Source organism: Lentzea sp. NPDC004782 (assembly GCF_040609115.1).
In the GTDB taxonomy this organism is placed as follows: domain Bacteria; phylum Actinomycetota; class Actinomycetes; order Mycobacteriales; family Pseudonocardiaceae; genus Lentzea.
The window spans coordinates 36,740-53,198 of record NZ_JBEXJN010000065.1; the positions used below are offsets into that span (position 1 = coordinate 36,740).

19 protein-coding genes and 1 pseudogene are annotated in these 16,459 nt (G+C 69.7%); 8 read left to right on the forward strand and 12 right to left on the reverse strand.

Going from position 1 to position 16,459, the window contains the following annotated elements:
* Nucleotides 1–21 precede the first annotated feature (21 nt).
* Both ABZV40_RS39110 and ABZV40_RS39115 read right to left on the reverse strand, forming a co-directional pair.
* Entirely contained in the window at nucleotides 22–1,371 is a 1,350-nt protein-coding gene (locus ABZV40_RS39110) for an aminotransferase class V-fold PLP-dependent enzyme (protein WP_355453937.1), read from the reverse strand.
* A gap of 43 nt (nucleotides 1,372–1,414) precedes the next feature.
* Entirely contained in the window at nucleotides 1,415–3,673 is a 2,259-nt protein-coding gene (locus ABZV40_RS39115; protein WP_355453940.1) for a glycoside hydrolase family 95-like protein, read from the reverse strand.
* 190 nt (nucleotides 3,674–3,863) lie between these two features.
* Here ABZV40_RS39115 and ABZV40_RS39120 point away from each other — a divergent pair, with 190 nt between their 5' ends.
* From ABZV40_RS39120 to ABZV40_RS39135, 4 genes and pseudogenes are all read left to right on the forward strand, one after another.
* Entirely contained in the window at nucleotides 3,864–4,550 is a 687-nt protein-coding gene (locus ABZV40_RS39120) for an energy-coupling factor ABC transporter permease (RefSeq protein WP_355453943.1), read from the forward strand.
* Nucleotides 4,547–4,843 (forward strand): PDGLE domain-containing protein, encoded by a 297-nt coding sequence (locus ABZV40_RS39125; protein ID WP_355453946.1) that lies wholly within the window; start codon nucleotides 4,547–4,549, stop codon nucleotides 4,841–4,843. The genes ABZV40_RS39120 and ABZV40_RS39125 overlap by 4 nt, the downstream gene beginning before the upstream one ends.
* Nucleotides 4,843–5,484 (forward strand): annotated as a pseudogene (gene cbiQ / locus ABZV40_RS39130) (cobalt ECF transporter T component CbiQ); the annotation flags it as partial. The gene ABZV40_RS39125 and the pseudogene cbiQ, both read left to right, overlap by 1 nt.
* A complete protein-coding gene (locus ABZV40_RS39135) occupies nucleotides 5,470–6,258 on the forward strand; it encodes an ATP-binding cassette domain-containing protein (RefSeq protein ID WP_355453995.1) in 789 nt (262 codons plus the stop codon). The pseudogene cbiQ and the gene ABZV40_RS39135, both read left to right, overlap by 15 nt.
* On the opposite strand, the gene ABZV40_RS39140 is transcribed toward ABZV40_RS39135, so the two are convergent.
* Entirely contained in the window at nucleotides 6,237–6,752 is a 516-nt protein-coding gene (locus ABZV40_RS39140) for a helix-turn-helix domain-containing protein (RefSeq protein ID WP_355453948.1), read from the reverse strand. The two genes, ABZV40_RS39135 and ABZV40_RS39140, sit on opposite strands and share 22 nt — an antisense overlap.
* 79 nt (nucleotides 6,753–6,831) lie before the next feature.
* On the opposite strand from ABZV40_RS39140, the gene ABZV40_RS39145 reads away from it, so the two are divergent.
* Nucleotides 6,832–7,254, forward strand: a complete 423-nt coding sequence (locus ABZV40_RS39145) for a nuclear transport factor 2 family protein (protein ID WP_355453951.1) — start codon at nucleotides 6,832–6,834, stop codon at nucleotides 7,252–7,254.
* 90 nt (nucleotides 7,255–7,344) lie between these two features.
* Here ABZV40_RS39145 and ABZV40_RS39150 read toward each other — a convergent pair whose 3' ends face one another.
* Both ABZV40_RS39150 and ABZV40_RS39155 read right to left on the reverse strand, forming a co-directional pair.
* Nucleotides 7,345–8,244, reverse strand: coding sequence for a hypothetical protein (locus tag ABZV40_RS39150; protein WP_355453954.1), 900 nt, complete (start codon nucleotides 8,242–8,244; stop codon nucleotides 7,345–7,347).
* Nucleotides 8,231–8,962 (reverse strand): RDD family protein, encoded by a 732-nt coding sequence (locus tag ABZV40_RS39155; protein WP_355453957.1) that lies wholly within the window; start codon nucleotides 8,960–8,962, stop codon nucleotides 8,231–8,233. The genes ABZV40_RS39150 and ABZV40_RS39155 overlap by 14 nt, the downstream gene beginning before the upstream one ends.
* Before the next feature lie 19 nt (nucleotides 8,963–8,981).
* On the opposite strand from ABZV40_RS39155, the gene ABZV40_RS39160 reads away from it, so the two are divergent.
* Nucleotides 8,982–9,989, forward strand: a complete 1,008-nt coding sequence (locus ABZV40_RS39160; RefSeq protein ID WP_355453960.1) for a stage II sporulation protein M — start codon at nucleotides 8,982–8,984, stop codon at nucleotides 9,987–9,989.
* Here the strand turns inward: ABZV40_RS39160 and ABZV40_RS39165 are convergent.
* From ABZV40_RS39165 to ABZV40_RS39195, 7 genes are all read right to left on the reverse strand, one after another.
* Complete coding sequence (locus tag ABZV40_RS39165) at nucleotides 9,986–10,141, reverse strand: DUF397 domain-containing protein (RefSeq protein ID WP_355453963.1); 156 nt, start codon at nucleotides 10,139–10,141, stop codon at nucleotides 9,986–9,988. The genes ABZV40_RS39160 and ABZV40_RS39165 overlap by 4 nt on opposite strands.
* A gap of 13 nt (nucleotides 10,142–10,154) precedes the next feature.
* Entirely contained in the window at nucleotides 10,155–10,985 is an 831-nt protein-coding gene (locus tag ABZV40_RS39170) for a DUF5753 domain-containing protein (protein ID WP_355453966.1), read from the reverse strand.
* 89 nt (nucleotides 10,986–11,074) lie between these two features.
* Nucleotides 11,075–12,364 carry a DUF58 domain-containing protein gene (locus ABZV40_RS39175; RefSeq protein WP_355453969.1) on the reverse strand — a complete coding sequence of 430 codons (1,290 nt, stop codon included), beginning with the start codon at nucleotides 12,362–12,364 and terminating at the stop codon, nucleotides 11,075–11,077.
* 1 nt (nucleotide 12,365) lies between these two features.
* A complete protein-coding gene (locus ABZV40_RS39180) occupies nucleotides 12,366–13,325 on the reverse strand; it encodes a MoxR family ATPase (RefSeq protein WP_355453972.1) in 960 nt (319 codons plus the stop codon).
* Complete coding sequence (locus ABZV40_RS39185; protein WP_355453975.1) at nucleotides 13,322–14,353, reverse strand: DUF4350 domain-containing protein; 1,032 nt, start codon at nucleotides 14,351–14,353, stop codon at nucleotides 13,322–13,324. The genes ABZV40_RS39180 and ABZV40_RS39185 overlap by 4 nt, the downstream gene beginning before the upstream one ends.
* Entirely contained in the window at nucleotides 14,350–14,949 is a 600-nt protein-coding gene (locus ABZV40_RS39190) for a DUF4129 domain-containing protein (RefSeq protein WP_355453978.1), read from the reverse strand. The genes ABZV40_RS39185 and ABZV40_RS39190 overlap by 4 nt, the downstream gene beginning before the upstream one ends.
* Nucleotides 14,936–15,922, reverse strand: coding sequence for a hypothetical protein (locus ABZV40_RS39195; protein WP_355453981.1), 987 nt, complete (start codon nucleotides 15,920–15,922; stop codon nucleotides 14,936–14,938). Before ABZV40_RS39195 ends, ABZV40_RS39190 begins: the two co-directional genes overlap by 14 nt.
* A 108-nt stretch (nucleotides 15,923–16,030) precedes the next feature.
* On the opposite strand from ABZV40_RS39195, the gene ABZV40_RS39200 reads away from it, so the two are divergent.
* Nucleotides 16,031–16,231 carry an STAS domain-containing protein gene (locus ABZV40_RS39200; protein WP_355453984.1) on the forward strand — a complete coding sequence of 67 codons (201 nt, stop codon included), beginning with the start codon at nucleotides 16,031–16,033 and terminating at the stop codon, nucleotides 16,229–16,231.
* Nucleotides 16,225–16,365, forward strand: coding sequence for a hypothetical protein (locus tag ABZV40_RS39205; protein ID WP_355453987.1), 141 nt, complete (start codon nucleotides 16,225–16,227; stop codon nucleotides 16,363–16,365). Before ABZV40_RS39200 ends, ABZV40_RS39205 begins: the two co-directional genes overlap by 7 nt.
* Nucleotides 16,366–16,459: the final 94 nt, after the last annotated feature.

The following is a 16,459-nucleotide window of genomic DNA, read 5'->3' on the forward strand; positions in this document are numbered from 1 at the left end:
ACGAAAGCTCCCCGCGTGCACTCAGAGCAGGCTGAGGACGCGGGCGTGGAGGGTGTCCACGTAGTCCTCGGACTCGGGCTTCATCAGCACGCTGCGCAGCACCCGCGCACCGTCCACATCGGCCGCCACCTGCGGGTGCCGTGCCGCGAACGCCGCCTTCGACGCCCGTGCCACGCTCAGGAAGACCGGGTCGACGGCGGCGTTCATGCCGGTCTGCATGACCCGGTGCGACGCGGCGTCCACCGCCGACAGCGTCAACGGGTCGGTCCGCGGGAAGTACGTGACGATGTCCAGCTCGGGCTCCTGGTAGAGCTCCAGCTCCTCGGACTCCCGGATCATCGACGCCCACCGCACGGCCGCCCGCCGCCCGGCCGCCAGCACCTCGCCCAGCCCGTCGCGGGTCAACGGCAGCAGCCGCAGCGTCAGCCACAACCCCGCGGCGGCCGCGCCGGCGCGTGAGCACTCCAGGCTGATCTCGCCCAGGTGCAGCTCGTCGGACGTGAAGTAGGTGTAGGGGGAGTCGTGCAGGTAGAAGCGGCCCACGGACGGGTCGCGGAACAGCACGGCGCCGCAACCGTAAGGCTGCAGGCCGTGCTTGTGCGGGTCCACCACCACGGAGTCGCACCGCGCGATGGCGTTCCACGGCTCGGGATCCAGATCTGTGCCCGCGAGCAACGTGAAGAAGCCGCCGTACGCACCGTCCACATGCACCCGTGCGTCGTAGCGGCGTGCGATGTCCAGTACGAGATGCACCGGTTCGATGGCGCCCAATGCGGTAGTTCCCGGCGTCACCACCACCGTGCCGACCTTGCCGCCACGCAGAAGCTCTTCCAACGCGTCGAGATCCATGTGCCCACGGCCGTCCACGGGCACGGAGTGGCCCTCGACGCCAAGCACGCCGCACATCCGTGAGTGCGTGTAGTGCGCCTCGGAGGAGTAGGCGATGCCAAGACCCGGATGCAGCGAACGGGCGACGAACAACGCCTCCAGGTTGGCGATCGTGCCGCTGGAGGTCAGGTGACCCAGGTGCTGGTCCGAATACCCGAACATCGACGCCAGCGAAGAGACGACCTCGCGTTCCATCGCGGCGGTCGCGGGACCGCCGTCCAGGGCGTGGTTGTTCGGGTTGATCAGCATCGCGGACAGGTAGCCCACGACCGCCGCGGGGTGCGGGGGCTTGAGCATCTGGCCGGCGTAGCGCGGGTGGAAGAACGGGTAGTTGTCGCGCAGGCGGTCCTGCAGCTCGGCCAGCGCCGAGCCGAACAGGGCCGGGTCCACCTGCAGCGACGAGTGGGGTGTGAAGGCGCCGTACTCCGCCGTCCACTTCTCGTGGTTGGCCAGCGCCTCGTTGAGCCAGTGCTGAAGGTCCACCGCACACCCCACCCGTCATTCGCCGAATGTTCGAATTTGTACGTTACGGCAGACCCCAGCGCGAAGACGAGCCGTTCGCGGCCACGTCGCGTACTGAGACGTCAGGCCGTGTGCCGCGACGAGAGACGATGGCCGTCTGACCTCGGCGAAGCGGGATCTCGATCGCCGAACCACGTGTCTTGTAGTCGAGCCGGCGACCCCAGCCGTCCCGCACGTCGATGTCGCCGGTGATGCCGTGCTCCAGCACCAGCGGCGCGCCGGCCTCCGAGTGGACCTGCACCCAGTCGGTCCGTCCACCCGAGCGGGAGGCGTCCACGAGGAACGCGCCCTGCGTGCGCAACGAGCCCACCGACGCATCGGCCCAAGTGGACGACACCGACGGGAACACCCGCACGACACCGTTGTGCGACTGGACCATCATCTCCAGCACCGCCTGACCGGACATCAGCGGCGCCTCGATCGCGAGGTTGCCGCCCTCCCGGTAGAAGGTGTTCTCGGTCAGCACGGCGTTCGTGCCGACCTGTTTGCGGTCCAGGAAGTAGCGCAGGAACGACAGCGCGTCCTCCGGCCGTCCCATCGCCGACGCCATCGCGGACGCCGCGCCGTAGCTGTAACCGGCCCACGCGCTCTGCCGCGAGGTCCAGTGGTCGAAGGTCCTGGCGATCAGGTCCCGTTGCTCCGGCATGTCCCACGTCAGCTCGCGCAGCGGGTAGAACCACAGCATGTGCGAGAAGTGGCGGTGCGAGTCGTTCAGCGACACGTCCTTGCCGATCATCACGCCGTTCGGGCCCTGCGCGTAGGGCACCAGGCGGTTGAGGATGTCGCGCCAGCGCGCGTTCTCCTCGATGGACAGCAACGTGCGCACGCCCCACCGGATCAGTGACAGGTCGTAGGTCGTGTCCGTGGCGTTGGCGTACTCCGGCGAGCGCGTCTCCGGCAGGTGCAGCTTGCCGTCGGTGCCCTCGACGAGGAACCGCGCGTAGTAGTTCACCGCCTTGGTCAGGATCGGCACCAGGACGTCGGACAGGATCCGCTGGTCCATCGTGTGCCGGTAGCCCAGCCACACGTTGTGGCAGGCCCACAGAAGATTGCCCGTGTGGTCGTTCGGCGCCACTCCGGGGACACCGCAGTAGCGCGGCCCGGGCCGCAGCGTGCGGTCGCCGGGGTGGCAGATCGCGTAGGAGTCGCCGTCGCGGTAGTTCGGGTTCACGTTCAGCTCGAGGTTGTGCTCGAACCGCTTCAGCGTGGTCGTCACCGCGTCGAGCTCGTGGTGGTTCGAGCCGTTGACCAGCGGATACGAGATCTGGACGTTGAGGTTCCACCACACGGCGGTCCAGCTGTTGCCCTGCTCGGGGAACCACGGTCCCCACTCGGAGATCACCGGCGCGTCGGCCCTGGTCGCGGCCGCCATCTTGTAGAGCTGCGCCCAGTAGAAGCGCTGCACCAGCTTGTCCGGAACGGACACCAGCGATTTCGTGAAGTAGGCGTTCCACCAGCGACGATGCTGCGACGTCAGCACCTCGAACGGGATCGACAACGCCTGGCGCACCTCATGGATCGCGTCAGACGTGTGCGTGTCCGCGGGGTGCGTGTACGCCACGTGGGCCGCGAAACGGCTGTCACGGGCCTGCCAGGCCGTTGTGTAGCCACCGCCCGCGAGCAGCGGCTGGGCGGCGTATGCGACGCCGTTGGCCGTGCCGAGGGTCGGCGCCGGGTTGGCCGTGTAGTCGGCAGGCCTGCGGACCTGGCGGGTCGTCGCCGACTCCAGCGGCTGGAAACCCCAGGTCACGGCGCCCTTCACGGAGGCGAGGAACGTGCTGCGCGCGTTGTGCACGAGCATCGTGAAGGTGGCGCCGCCCTGGGTGGTGGTCACCGAGCCGGTGAGCTCGGCGTTCCAGAGGTCGAGCGTCCAGTCGACGGCCGTGATCGCGCCGGCGAACTGGAGCGTCAGGTACCCGATCGGCAGCCGGGACAGGCCGATCGCGGCCTCCCAGTGTTCCCGCTGGTCCTGCACCTCGGAGTGGCTGAGCATGAGCTTCAGCTCGTCCGGGGTGCGTCCCGCGTAGACCTGGACGCCCAGGAAGCCGTTGGCCAGGAACGGGCTGTCGCCCCAGTTCTTGGGCAGGCGCTTCCACTCCATGCGCGCGTCGCGCACGACGTCCCGGTGCACTGCCGAGCTTCCGGCGTGACCCGATGTTTCGGGGATGGTCGGCGCGGCGACCGCGGTGCTCGTGCCCAGCGCGGAGGCACCCACGGCCGCGCCTGTTCCGTACAGAAAGGTTCTCCGCGACAGCTCTGTCACTGTTCGTCCCTCCGTGCCGTGGCGGCGGCGGAACGGATCTTACGCAGAATTCATCGGATGACTAGGGCGCACGGACCGGACGGCCTTGCGGTTCGAAGGCTTCGTTGTGACCATCAACGCGTACTTACCTCAAGATAGTTGTTGCAAAGTCCTGGCCATAGCCGAGCATCGGCAATTAGCGTGATCAGTCATGTCACCTGTTGCCATGCACATGAGCGACGGTCTGCTGAACGCGCCGGTCTCGGTCGCCTTCCTCGTCATCGCGGCGGTGGGCGTCGGTTTCGCGCTGGTCAAGGCACGCGCGGACCTCGATGACCGCACGGCGCCGATGGCGGGCCTGGTGGCCACGTTCATCTTCGCCGTCCAGATGATCAACTTCCCGATCCTGCCCGGCGCGTCGGGGCACCTCCTGGGCGGCGCGCTCGCGGCGATCCTCGTCGGGCCGTACGTCGGCGCGCTGTGCGTGACGATCGTGCTGGTGGTGCAGTGCCTGCTGTTCGCCGACGGCGGGCTCACCGCGCTCGGCGCCAACATCACCAACATGGCGCTGATCGGCACCGCGACCGGGTTCGTCGTCGCCGTCGCCCTGCGCAAACTGGCCGAACGCGGCAAGGGCGGCCTCGCGGCCGTCGCGTTCGTCTCCGCGTTCGTCAACACCCTGCTCGCTGCGACCGGGTTCGTCGTCGAGTACGCGATCGGCGGCGCCGGGGGAGTCGAGATCGGCAAGGTCGCGCTGCTGATGTGGGGCATGCACGCGCTGATCGGCGTCGGCGAGGGCCTGATCACCGCCGTCACCGTCACGTCGGTCGCCTCGATCCGGCCCGACCTCGTGTTCCTGCTGCGCGGCAGCTGCAAGCCGCTGGAGGTGCGGTCGTGAAGAAGTTCTTCCTCGGGTTCGCCGTCGTGTCCCTGCTGATCGCGGGCGTCCTGTCGTACTTCGCGTCCAGCGACCCCGACGGCCTGGACAAGACGGCCGAGGACACCGGGATCGCCGCCCACGCGCAGGCGCACCCGCTGGCGGGCAGCACGTTCGCCGACTACTCGCTCGGCGGCGACAGCAGGTTCACCGGACTCGCGGGCGCGCTCGGCGTGATCGTCGTCCTGAGCCTGTCGTTCGGCCTGTTCTGGTTGCTGCGCAAGAAGACTCCCTCAACTGATTCGGCGGACTGATGAGCGGCAGCCACGACGTCCTGCACCACGCCGGCGACTCGCCGGTGCACCGGCTCGCGCCCCACGTGAAGATCCTCGCGGCGTTCGCGGCCGTGCTGGGTGTCGTGGCGACCCCGCGCACGTCGTTCCCGCTCTTCGGCCTGTACCTGCTGCTGATCGTCGCGGTGTGGACGGTCGCGCGGGTGCCCGTGCTGTGGTTCGTGAAGCGCGCGGTGATCGAAGTGCCGTTCGTGCTGCTGGCGTTCCTGCTGCCGATCTTCGGCAGCGGCCCGCGCGCCGATTTCCTGGGCTTCCCGGTGTCGGTCGAAGGCGCGCTGGCGGGCTGGAACATCCTCGCCAAGGGCACGCTGGGCGTGTTGATCAGCCTCACGCTGGCCGCCACGACGGCGCCGGGGGAGTTGCTGCGCGGCCTGCAGGCGTTGCGCGTGCCCGCGCCGTTGATCATGATCGCCACGCTGATGCTCCGCTACGGCGAAGTCGTTGTGGGAGAAGCGAAACGCATGCGGGTCGCGCGCATCTCCCGCGGCGACGACCCCCGCTTCCTGTGGCAGGCGGGCGCCACCGCACGCGCGGTCGGCACGTTGTTCATCCGGTCCTACGAACGCGGAGAGAGGGTGCACCTCGCGATGGTGTCGCGCGGCTGGACGGGCAGGCCTTCGGGCTCGGCGACGATCGTGGCGGAGACTCCGGCGGCACCCGCGCTGGAGGTCTCGAAGCTCGCCTTCGCCTATCCCGACGGGCACCAGGCGTTGTTCGGCATCGACCTGAGGGTCGAGCGCGGCGAACGGGTGGCCGTGCTGGGACCGAACGGTGCCGGCAAGACCACGTTCGCGTTGCACCTCAACGGTGTGCTGTCCGGCGGCTCCGGGACGATCTCGGTGGCCGGGCTGGAGGTCACGAGGAAGAACCTGCGCGAGATCCGCCGCCGGGTCGGGCTCGTCTTCCAGGATCCGGACGACCAGCTGTTCTGCCCGACCGTCGCCGAGGACGTCGCGTTCGGGCCGCGCAACTTCGGCATGTCCGATGTGGACGACCGGGTCCGCAAGGCGTTGAACGCCGTTGGGATGGAACCGGTCGCGGACCGCTCGCCGTTGCACCTGTCCGGCGGCCAGCGGCGCCGGGTCGCACTGGCATCGGTGCTGGCGTGCGACCCGGAGATCCTCGTGCTGGACGAGCCGTCCGCGAACCTCGAACCCGTGGCCCGCCGCGAGCTCGCCGAGCTGCTGCTGACGTTGGACCGCACGATGCTGATGGTCACGCACGACCTGCCGTTCGCGCTGCAGCTCTGCCCGCGCAGCGTGCTGATCGACGACGGCGTGGTCGTCGCGGACGGCCCGACCCGCGACATCCTCGCCGACGCCGACCTGCTGGCCCGGCACCGCCTGGAGCTGCCCTACGGCTTCCGGCTCGACTGAAGCCCGTTCAGCACGATCTCCAGCAGCACCGCGGGGTTCCCGCCCTCGTGCAGGCTCTGCAGCATCCCCTTCATCAGGATCACGAGGTCGGTGGCGGTGACGTCGGTCCGCACCGAGCCCGCCTCCTGCGCTCGGTGCAGCAGCGTGCCCAGCGCCGCGTGCAGGTTCTTGCGCAGCTCGGGCGAGACGGTGATCGCGTCGGACATGTCCCGCTTCGCCGACGCCTCGTCCGCCATCCGCCCGAGGAACGCGAACAGCGCCTCCTTCGGGTCCGTCCAGGGCTGCTCGGCCGAGGCGATCATCGCCGCCACCCGCGCCTCCGTGACGGCCTGGAACAGCGCCTGCTTCGTCGGGAAGTGGCGGTAGACCGTGCCGGGCCCGACCCCGGCGCGGCTCGCGATCTCGTCCAGCGGCACGTCGTAGCCCTTCGAGGCGAACAGCTCCCGTGCCGCTTCCAGCACCTTCTCGCGGTTTCGCGCGGCGTCGGCCCTCATCGTTGCCAACCGGGGCGTGCGTTCCGTATCGTCATAACCGGGGTCACCGTTCCGATTCTAGAGATGGGGGCACGACAAGATGACACGCACGCCCGAACAGATCGTCGAGCACGTCCGCAAGATGGTCGCGGGAGAGGAGACCCACGGCCAGTTCGCCGACCTCTTCGCCGAGGACGGCGTCATGGCCTACCGGTTCGCGACGCACTGGCAGCCCGACGAGATCAAGGGGCGCGAGGAGATCCGCGCCTACTTCAGCAAGGTGCGCGGCGCGAACGTCCGCGAGAAGATCGAGATCCAGGACGTCCAGGCCAACTGCTGGCTCACCAACGATCCCGCCGTGGTCGTCTCCGAGATCACGCACCGCGGCTGGTCGAAGCTGAAGCAGGACTACTACACCTTCACCGCCGTCGCGATCATCCACCTGCGCGACGGCGAGATCGTCCGCTACGACGACTACATGAACCCGTTGCTGATGCAGGAACTCCTCGGCGTCCCGGCCTAGACCCTCGCGCGGCGCGCCGGGTGCTCGATGAAGGGCGCCTTACTCCACCTGAGGTGCAATAAGGCGCCCTTCATCGACGTCGGGGCGCACTCAGGCGTTCGCGCGGCGGAGACGTTCGGTGGCCTGTGTGCGGACGCCGTCGCCGGACACCGGCGGGGCACCGTGCAGGGCTTCCCAGCGGGCGTTGTGCGCGGCGGTCCACAGACCGGCAGCCCACGCCGCCTCCCTCTCCCGCACGGTGAACTCGCGCCCGCGAAGTTCCTGATAGGCCTGGAGAAACGCCTCCGAACTCTCCACCGGGGGAAGGTGCGGCGGCGGCACGTTGGCGAACGTCGCGGCCGCCGTGCCTGCCAATGCCGCCTCCGGTTGCCATGCCAGGCTGTCCCAGTCGTGCACCGCCCACACCTCGCCGTCGCGCCAGCGCAGGTTCTGCGCCTCGAAGTCGGCGTGGCCGAGCACGCACGGCAGTTCGGCCGCCAGCAACCGCTTCCGCACCCGTTCTGCGGTGTCGAGGATGAACGCGGGCACGGCGCTCTGGTCGCGTTCGTCCAGGAACCCGATCGCCGGCCACAGCCCGGGGTCGCTGTGGTCCCAGCGCGCCCACCTCGGGTTCGGCAGCGGCGGTCGCACGGTCACGGTGGCGAGTTCGGCCATCAACCGGGCGAACACGGCCGCGTAGCGCACGGCGACGTCCGGGGTGTCACCGCGCAGCAGATCGCCGCCGGGCAGGGACTCCTCGGCGTGCACGGCCATTTCTCCCACCCTCGCCACGGGCGTGATCGGGCGGGGGCACGGAAAACCGCGCCCGGCCAGCTGGGCCTGTGCCGCAACGCAGGACTCCGCGCGGCCGTCGTCCTCGCGCAGCTTCACGACGACCTCCCGGCCGTCGGCCAGCCGGAGGCCGAACACCTGCGAGATCGAGCGGTGCTCGAACAGCACGTCGACGGGCGGCGAGCCCAGGTGCTCAGCGCACCAGCTAGCCAGCCGCACGGCGTCGTCGTTCCGCCAGCACCGCCGCCAGATACGGGTGCGGGTGCGTGTACTCCAGGCGCGGCGACCGGATCGCGGCACCCACGTCGTTCGCCAGCCGCGTCCCCAGCTCCAGCCGTGCCTGCTCACCCAGCTCGTGGTACCGCGACAGGTACTGCCGGGCCGCCAGCACCAGCTCCTCCGGCAGCTGCGACAGGTCCAGCCCGCGCGCCCACTCGGCGAGCTGCGGCGGCATGTCGACCAGCTCGACGCTCCGGCTGGGCACCCGCGTGTGGATCACCAGCGTGCCCGCCAGGTAGTCGCCCACCCGCTTGCCCTGCGGCGAGAACAGCGACACGAACAACGCCACCGCACCACCCAGCCCGAGCGCCCAGAAGTCCACGAAGAACCCGCCGAGCGCGCGCACCAGCGCGTGCCGGAACCGGATCGCCCCTCCGTCGTCGCGCACCACCCGCAGGCCCATGATCAGCTTGCCCAGCGACCTCCCGCGCGACAGCGACTCGACCGCCGTCGGGTACCCGATCAGCACGAACACCGTCAGCGTCAGCGCGATGGCGGTCTGCAGCGCGCTGTCGAACCCGATCGGCGCGATCAGGAACACCGCCAGGAACAACAGGAACTGCACGAGCACGTCGAACGCGAACGCCACCGCCCTGCTCGCGAGCTGAGCGACGCGCAGGTCCAGAACTACCGCTTCACCGGTGACGAGGTCCCCCACGCGGATAGTGTGACCCATCGTGGATCTGGACGTGTTCATCGATCGCCACCGCGCGTCGTGGCAGCGGCTCGACCAGCTGGTCAAGCGGTCCCGCAAGCTCAGCGGACCCGAGGCCGACGAACTGATCGAGCTGTACCAGCGCGTGACGACGCACCTGTCGGTCGTGCGCAGCCAGACCCCCGACCCCGCCACGGTCGAACGCCTGTCGTCCCTGGTCGCACAGGCACGATCGGTGCTGACCGGCACCCACACCCCGGCGTGGCGCGTGTTCACCCGCTTCTTCACCCACCGCCTGCCCGCCGCCCTCTACCTGGGCTGGCGCTGGTGGGTACCGGCAGGCGTGGCGTTCTACCTCATCAGCGGCATCATGGCGGCCTGGATCGCCGCGAACCCGGACGTGCGGGCCACCATCGCCGCACCGGACGAGCTGCGCGAGATGACCAGGGTCGGCGGCGGCTACGAGTCCTACTACTCCAGCGACCCCGCCGGTTCGTTCGCCGCGAAGGTGTGGACGAACAACGCCTGGGTCGCCGCCACCTGCCTGCTGCTCGGCGTGCTGTTCGCACTGCCGCCGATCTACCTGCTCCTCACCAACGCCGTGAACCTCGCCGTCGGCATCGGCCTGATGACGAGCGCGGGCCGCGGCGCGGAGTTCCTCGGCCTGCTCGCCCCGCACGGACTCCTGGAGCTGACCGCCGTCTTCGTCGCCGCCGGCATCGGCATGCGACTGGGCTGGCAGGTCATCGACCCCGGCCCGCGCACCCGCACCGCCGCACTCGCCGCCGAGGGACGGTCGGTGGTGGCGGTGGCGCTCGGGCTCGTCGTGGTGCTGCTGGTGTCCGGCGTGCTGGAGGGGTTCGTGACGCCGTCCGGGTTGCCGACGTGGGTCCGGGTCGGCATCGGGGTGGTGGCCGAGGTGCTGTTCCTGCTGTACGTGTTCGTGATCGGGCGGCGGGCCGCTGCTGAGGGGGAGACCGGGGACGTGGACGCGAGCGAGCGGGACGACGTCGCGCCGGTCGCGGTCTAAGCCTTCACGCTGCGCAGGAACGCCGACCACGCCGCCGAGGACACCGGCAGGTGGGCGGACGGCGCCTTGCTGTCCCGGATGCCGATGCGACGGCCAACCTCAACGCAGTCGTTCGAGTTCGCGCTGTAGCTGCTCTTGCGCCAGACCGGCATGCGGAACATCTCCTCAGATCAGGATGCTGTTGATCAGCTCCACCGATTTTTCCACACTGAGCGCTTGGCGGTCGAGGAGCTTCAACACCTCGGCGTAAGTGGCCAGTGATGCCTTGTCTTCAAGGAAGAGACTGGAGTTCTCGCCTTCGAGGTAGACCACGGGTTCGAACTTCTCGTACTCAAGTCGCATGAACGAGCCGCCAAGTCCGGCGTGTGCGCCGAAAGCGATCGGCACGATCCGAAAGGCGATGTACGAACGCTGTGCCATGACGAGAAGGTGCAGGAGCTGGTCCTTCATCACCTCCGGTCCTCCCACCGGAAGCATCAGGGCCTGTTGATGGATGTAGAAGACGAACTTGCGGCTCCAGTGGAACAGCTCGCGGCGGGCGAGCTTCGCCGCGATGACCTCCCGGTAGTCGACTGATTTCGACTGGACCATTCCGTTGACCACCGCGCTCATGTAGTCGGCTGTCTGAAGCCGGCTCGGAATGAGGTTCATCGACCAGACGGTGATCACGTTGGCCAGGCGTTCCTGCTCGACCAGGCTGCGCACCAGGTCTGGAACACCGTTCTCGGGAATCTTGAGGTAGCCGGTCTCCCGTGTCTCGCGGTACAGGGCGAGCAGGTGGCGGACCTCGGCGGGTGGGATGCGGCAGAAGGCGAGCAGCTGCAGCAACTCCGTCTCACTGACACCGCCCTTGCCCCGGACGAGGTCGGACAGCTTGGACTCGTCCCAGTCGAGGTTCTCGGCGATCTGGCGGTGGGTCATCTGGGTCTGCTTGATGGCGTCTCGGACGCCGTTGCCGAACTCCCGGCCCACCACGCTGGAGCTTCGTCGTGGCATGGCAAGAAACTAGAAGCAGCAACACCTTCCGCTCCATTGTTTCCGGCCGAACATCCCCGAAGGAAGTACTTTTTGGAGTCGGTACAAGTTCAGAGTTTGCCTGCGGCCTTCAACGACAGGTAGCGGTCCGCAACCGCGCGTGGCAGATCATCGGGCAGTGCGTCGACAACGTCAACTCCGTGCCGTGCAAGCAATGCGGTGAGACGGCGTCGTTCGGCCAATGTGCTTTCCGCAGCAGCAGCGGCATAAACGGACTCCAGGTCCCCACGTCCCGAAGCCATCGCGTGCACGGCGGGGTCCGACACCGAGGCGATCAGCAGCCGGTGCCGGGCGGCCAACGACGGCAACAGCGGCAGCAACCCGTGCTCGATCGACGGTTCGAGCGACGTCAGCAGCACGACAAGGGACCGGCGTCCGGCGCGTCGCAACACCTCGGCGACCACGCCGCGCGCGTCGAACTCGACCAGTTCGGCTTCCAGCGGCGCCATCGCCTGCACCAGCACCGGCAGCGTGGCGCGCGGCACCGACGCCCGCACCTTGTGGCTGAACGCGAGGAAGTCGACCTGGTCGCGCGCGTGCAAGGCCAAGGCGGACAACAACAACGCGGCGTCCATCGAGGTGTCCAGCCGGGGCAGGCCGCCCAGGGCGCCCTCGACGCGGCCGGCCGAGGTGCGGGCGGTGTCGAGCACGATCGTCACCTGGCGGTCGCGTTCGGGGCGCCACGTGCGCACCACGACGTCCGAGGAACGAGCCGAGGCGCGCCAGTCGATCGAGCGCACGTCGTCGCCGATCACGTAGGTGCGCAACGAGTCGAACTCCGTGCCGGCGCCGCGGATCAGCGAGGCGCGGCGGCCGTCGAGCTCGCGCAGGCGTTCCAGCAACGGCGGCAGGTGGCGGCGGCTGTGGAAGGGCGGCAACGCGCGCACGGTCCACGGCACGGCGTGCGAGCCCTGGCGTGCCGCGATGCCCAACGGCCCGATAGACCGCACGGTCACGCGGTCGGCGACGCGGTCACCTCGTCGCACGGGCCGTAGGTCGAAGGAGAACGTCCGTGTACCACCAGCAGGTACGTCGACAACGACCCGATCAGCCACCACACCGGCAGAAGGTGCCCATGCGTCACGAAGAACGCCACGCACCCGACGCCCAGGGTTCTGCACGGTCAGCTGCACGGCACAAAGCTCACCTGTCCGCACAGAGTTCGCCCCACCGCGCGAGAACGTCAACCGCCGGACGGAACCGGCCAACAACAAGTCGACGCACACACACGCGAGCAACACGCACAGCATGAGCAGGATCCCTTGCCACGAAGGCAAGAGCAGCCCGACGACGAGGACACCGATGAGCGCGAGCAGACCCGCGCGGCCCGTGAGCGCCACGTCAGCGCGGCACCGGGACCGCGCCGAGCACGCCGTCCAGCACGCCGTCCGCCGTCACGCCCTCCAGCTCGGCCTCCGGGCGCAGCTCCAGCCGGTGCCGCAACGCCGGGCGGGCCAGCGCCTTCACGTCGTCCGGCGTCACGTAGTCGCGTCCGGACAACCAAGCCCATGCTCGTGCCACGGCCAGCAGAGCCGTGGCACCACGCGGAGAAACGCCGAGCCGCACCGCCGGTGACTCGCGCGTGGCACGGCAGACGTCGACCACGTACGCGATGACCTCGGGTGCCACGGTCAACGCGCGCACGGCAGCCGCACCGGCGTCCAGGTGCGCCGCGCCGGCCACCGGCGACAGACCCGACAGATCACGGGGATCGAACCCGGCGGCGTGCCGCGCCAGCACGTCGATCTCCTGCTCGCGCGGCGGAATCGGCATGGTGACCTTGAGCAGGAACCGGTCCAGCTGCGCCTCGGGCAACGGGTAGGTGCCCTCGTACTCGACCGGGTTCTGCGTCGCGACGACGATGAACGGCGACGGCAGCGGACGCGTCCTTCCGTCCGCGGACACCTGCCGTTCCTCCATCGCCTCCAGCAACGCCGACTGCGTCTTCGGCGGCGTCCGGTTGATCTCGTCGGCCAGCAGCAGGTTCGTGAACACCGGGCCCTCGCGGAACGAGAAGGCCGCGTTGTGCGAGTCGTAGACCAGCGAACCGGTCAGGTCGCCCGGCATCAGGTCCGGCGTGAACTGCACGCGCGTCGTCGAGAGGTCCAGCGCACGGGCCATCGCGCGCACCAGCAGCGTCTTCGCGACGCCCGGCACGCCCTCCAGCAGCACGTGTCCCTTGCACAGCAGCGCGAGGATCAACGAGGTCACGGCGGAGTCGTTGCCCACCACGGCCTTGCCGATCTCCGTGCGCAACGCGACCAGCGCCGCGCGTGCTTCTTCCGTGGTGACAGTGGTCATCCTTCGCGAACCTCGTTCTCCAGAGCGTCCAGCTCGTCAGCCAGCGCGACCAGCCCCCGGTCGTCCACCGGCACTTCGTCGTAGAGCAGCGTCCGCACCGAAGCGGCGGAACGCGTCGTCCTGCGGGCGATCTCCTCGGTCGGGTCCCCGCCCGGCGGCAGTCCCAGCAGCGGGGTCAGCCGGTCGCGGCACGCCTGCCGCAGCACGGACGCCGCGTGCGAGGCGGCGTGCGAGCCCCGGTACAGCCGCGCCCTGCCCTCCACGGTCTCGGCGGCCCGCACCACCACCGGCAGCGGTTCCGGCACCACCCGGCCGAGCCTGCGCGCCCGCCACAGCGCGACCACCACGGCCGCGACGCCGAGCTGCCACGCGCCGAACTTCCAGCCGTCCGGGATCAGCTGCGTGAACGACTTCTGCTGCGAGCGGTCCGCGGCCGACGGCAGGTACCAGACCAGCCGTTCGTGCTGGCCCAGCAACGACAACGCCAGCGCCGCGTTGCCCTCCTCGTCGAGGTCGCGGTTGGTGAAGATCGCGCCGAACCCGAGCGTCGTCACGGTGCCGGTGCGCACCAAAGTCGAGTCGTAGCAACGCTGTTCGCCCTCGTAGACGAAGCCGCCCATCTTGGCCGCCCCCGCCTTGGCCGCCAGCGGGCACCCCGGCTGCCGGGTCGCGGGCTCCACCCGGCGCTTCGTCGACGCGGGCGCGAGCAGCACCGTGGCCGCCGCGCGCTTGCTCAGGTCGGCGAGCCGGGCCGGGTCGATCAGGTTCGGCTGCGTCACGAACAGCGTCGCACCCTCCACAGAGGACGGGTTGTCGGTCAGCTCGACCCGGACCCCGTTGTGCTCCAGCAGAGCGGCGACCGCGTGACTGCCCTCCGGCCGGTACGAACGCGGGTCCAGGGAACCGCCCTCGCCGCTGCCGCGCAGCAACGTGATCACGACGGCGGCGAACAGGATGATCACACCGATGACCAGCGGACCGCGTGCGGCAGCCCAGATCCGCCCGGCGCCGGGGGAGACCGCCGTCATCCGCGCACCCTGTCGTCCACCTCGACCAGCCGCCGGTATCCGTCCAGAGTCGCCGTGCGGCCGCCGTACCAGACGTCGTCGAACTGCACGGCCGCCCCGCGCAGCTCGTCGGCCAGCACCGGAAGCGCCCGCCCCGCCTCCACGGCGACCTCGTCGACGGTGCGCCCGGCCCGCGGGTCGAGCACCCCGCGTTGCTCCAGCTCCCGCACCACCGCGCGGAAACGTTCGCGCACGGCCTCGGCCAGATCACCGGCCGCCGCGGCACGTTCGGCGGCGGCACGGTGCTCGGCCGCGGTCAGGACGGCGTCGAACAGCCCACCGCCACCGGACCGCGCGGCCCGCACGACCCGGCCGGTGCGCAGCCTGATGACGACCACGACGATCACCGCGAGCGCGACCAGGACCGTGATCGCGGTGATGCCGCTCAGACCGCCCGCGCCCGCGAACAGCTCGCCCAGCCGGTCGAGCACCCACCGGAAGGCGCGCTCGATCGGGTTCGGGTCGTCGGAGACGTACGCCGGGTTGCCGAGCTCCCGCGCGGCCGCCTCCCTCGCGTCGTCGCGGCCGAGATCTACCGGTACGTCAGAGACCACCATGTCCCGCGGCCCGCTGGAGTTCGATGTCCATGCCCTCGGCGCGCATCCGGCGGTCGACGTAGATCAGCACGTTCACCGCGGAGCTGAACGGCAGCGTGATCGTCGACGCGATGATCGCGCCGATCGTCGACAGCACCAGCGAACCCACGCTCAGCGCCGCCGTCGGTTCCGCGCTGAAGCCGTTCGAGGCCGCGCCCAGCAGGCCGAACGGGAGGCTGATGATCCAGCTGATCACCCAGCTGATCACCGCGGCCAGCACCAGGATGCCGAACGTCCGCCACCACGCGCCGTTCACCAGCACCCGCGAACGGGTGAACGCGGTGCCGACGCCGCAGCGCTCCAGCACCAGCGCGGGGCCGATGAGGGAGAACAGCACCCCGACGTAGATGCCGGGCAGGATGCACAGGATCACGCCGATGGTGACCACGAGACCGGACAGCAGCGTCGCGCCGAGCAACGGCAGCAGCCGCGGCTTGAACTCCTCCCACGCCTGGGAGAACGTGACCGGCCTGCCGAGCACCGCGTGGCCCACGACCACGGTGATGAACCCGGACAGGAACACCGTGCCGACCAGCAGCAACAGCAGGCTCAGCGCGGTGCCGGTGAAGAACCCGGTGACGCCCCTGGCGAGCTGGTCCATCGCCTCCTGCTGGGTCATCGTGTTCGGGTCGAGCTTCGCCACGGAGGTGAGGTCGTCGAGGAACGGCAGCTGCACGAGCAGCCCGGCGATCTGCGTGATCGCGGCGACGACCGCGGCCGCGCCGAGGAGCAGCACCGGGTACTTGCGCATCGTCGTGACGGCGCCGTCGACGATCTCACCGACGCCCAGCGGGCGCAGCGGGATCACCCCGGGCTTGATCGTCGGCTGCGGGCCGGGCGGAGGCGGCGCGTAGTAGCCGGGAGGCGGCTGCGGCGGCTGTTGCGGCTGGTTGGGCTGCTGGTCGGGGGACGACCAGCCGGGCGTTTCGGACATCGCGGCTACTCCCGGTCGTGAGTGTGATCGGCATCCTGCCAGACGAGGGCCTCACCCATCGGAAAACGCGCGACCGTCCTACCCTGGAGGGGCAGGGAGGTGGGACGCGTGACCGAACCGCAACCACTGGAGCTGAACGTCGAGCACTCGGGCGCCGCTCTCGTGGTGCGCGTGGCAGGGGAGATCGACCTCGCCACGGCACCGGAGTTCGGGACCTTCCTGCGTGCGCAGCTGGCGCGCACGCGGTCAGTGCTGATGATCGAACTGGCCGACGTCGCCTACCTGGGTCGGCAGGCCTGGCCGTGCTGATCGCGGTGCGGGCCGAGTGCGAACGCCGCGGCGTAGACCTGATCTTCGGAGAGTGCTCGTTCATCGTGCTGCGGGCGTTCGAGCTGAGCGGCCTCACCGGGGTGTTCCTGCGCGGGGAGGCCGCGACCGGTTAGCCCAGCTGTTGTGGGGGGGAGTGGGGGGGGGAGGAGAGCGCGGGTGTTTTATGGGGGGGCAACGTGAAACAGCGGCGCGGGGCGCGCCCAGAGC

What these genes read in the sequence shown, in the direction of transcription:
- ABZV40_RS39120 (WP_355453943.1), top strand. Translation starts at nt 3,864, where the DNA reads ATGTCACCTGTTGCCATGCACATGAGCGACGGTCTGCTGAACGCGCCG.
- ABZV40_RS39135 (WP_355453995.1), top strand. Translation starts at nt 5,470, where the DNA reads ATGGTGTCGCGCGGCTGGACGGGCAGGCCTTCGGGCTCGGCGACGATC.
- ABZV40_RS39140 (WP_355453948.1), bottom strand. Translation starts at nt 6,752, where the DNA reads ATGAGGGCCGACGCCGCGCGAAACCGCGAGAAGGTGCTGGAAGCGGCA.
- ABZV40_RS39145 (WP_355453951.1), top strand. Translation starts at nt 6,832, where the DNA reads ATGACACGCACGCCCGAACAGATCGTCGAGCACGTCCGCAAGATGGTC.
- ABZV40_RS39165 (WP_355453963.1), bottom strand. Translation starts at nt 10,141, where the DNA reads ATGCCGGTCTGGCGCAAGAGCAGCTACAGCGCGAACTCGAACGACTGC.
- ABZV40_RS39170 (WP_355453966.1), bottom strand. Translation starts at nt 10,985, where the DNA reads ATGCCACGACGAAGCTCCAGCGTGGTGGGCCGGGAGTTCGGCAACGGC.
- ABZV40_RS39180 (WP_355453972.1), bottom strand. Translation starts at nt 13,325, where the DNA reads ATGACCACTGTCACCACGGAAGAAGCACGCGCGGCGCTGGTCGCGTTG.
- ABZV40_RS39185 (WP_355453975.1), bottom strand. Translation starts at nt 14,353, where the DNA reads ATGACGGCGGTCTCCCCCGGCGCCGGGCGGATCTGGGCTGCCGCACGC.
- ABZV40_RS39190 (WP_355453978.1), bottom strand. Translation starts at nt 14,949, where the DNA reads ATGGTGGTCTCTGACGTACCGGTAGATCTCGGCCGCGACGACGCGAGG.
- ABZV40_RS39195 (WP_355453981.1), bottom strand. Translation starts at nt 15,922, where the DNA reads ATGTCCGAAACGCCCGGCTGGTCGTCCCCCGACCAGCAGCCCAACCAG.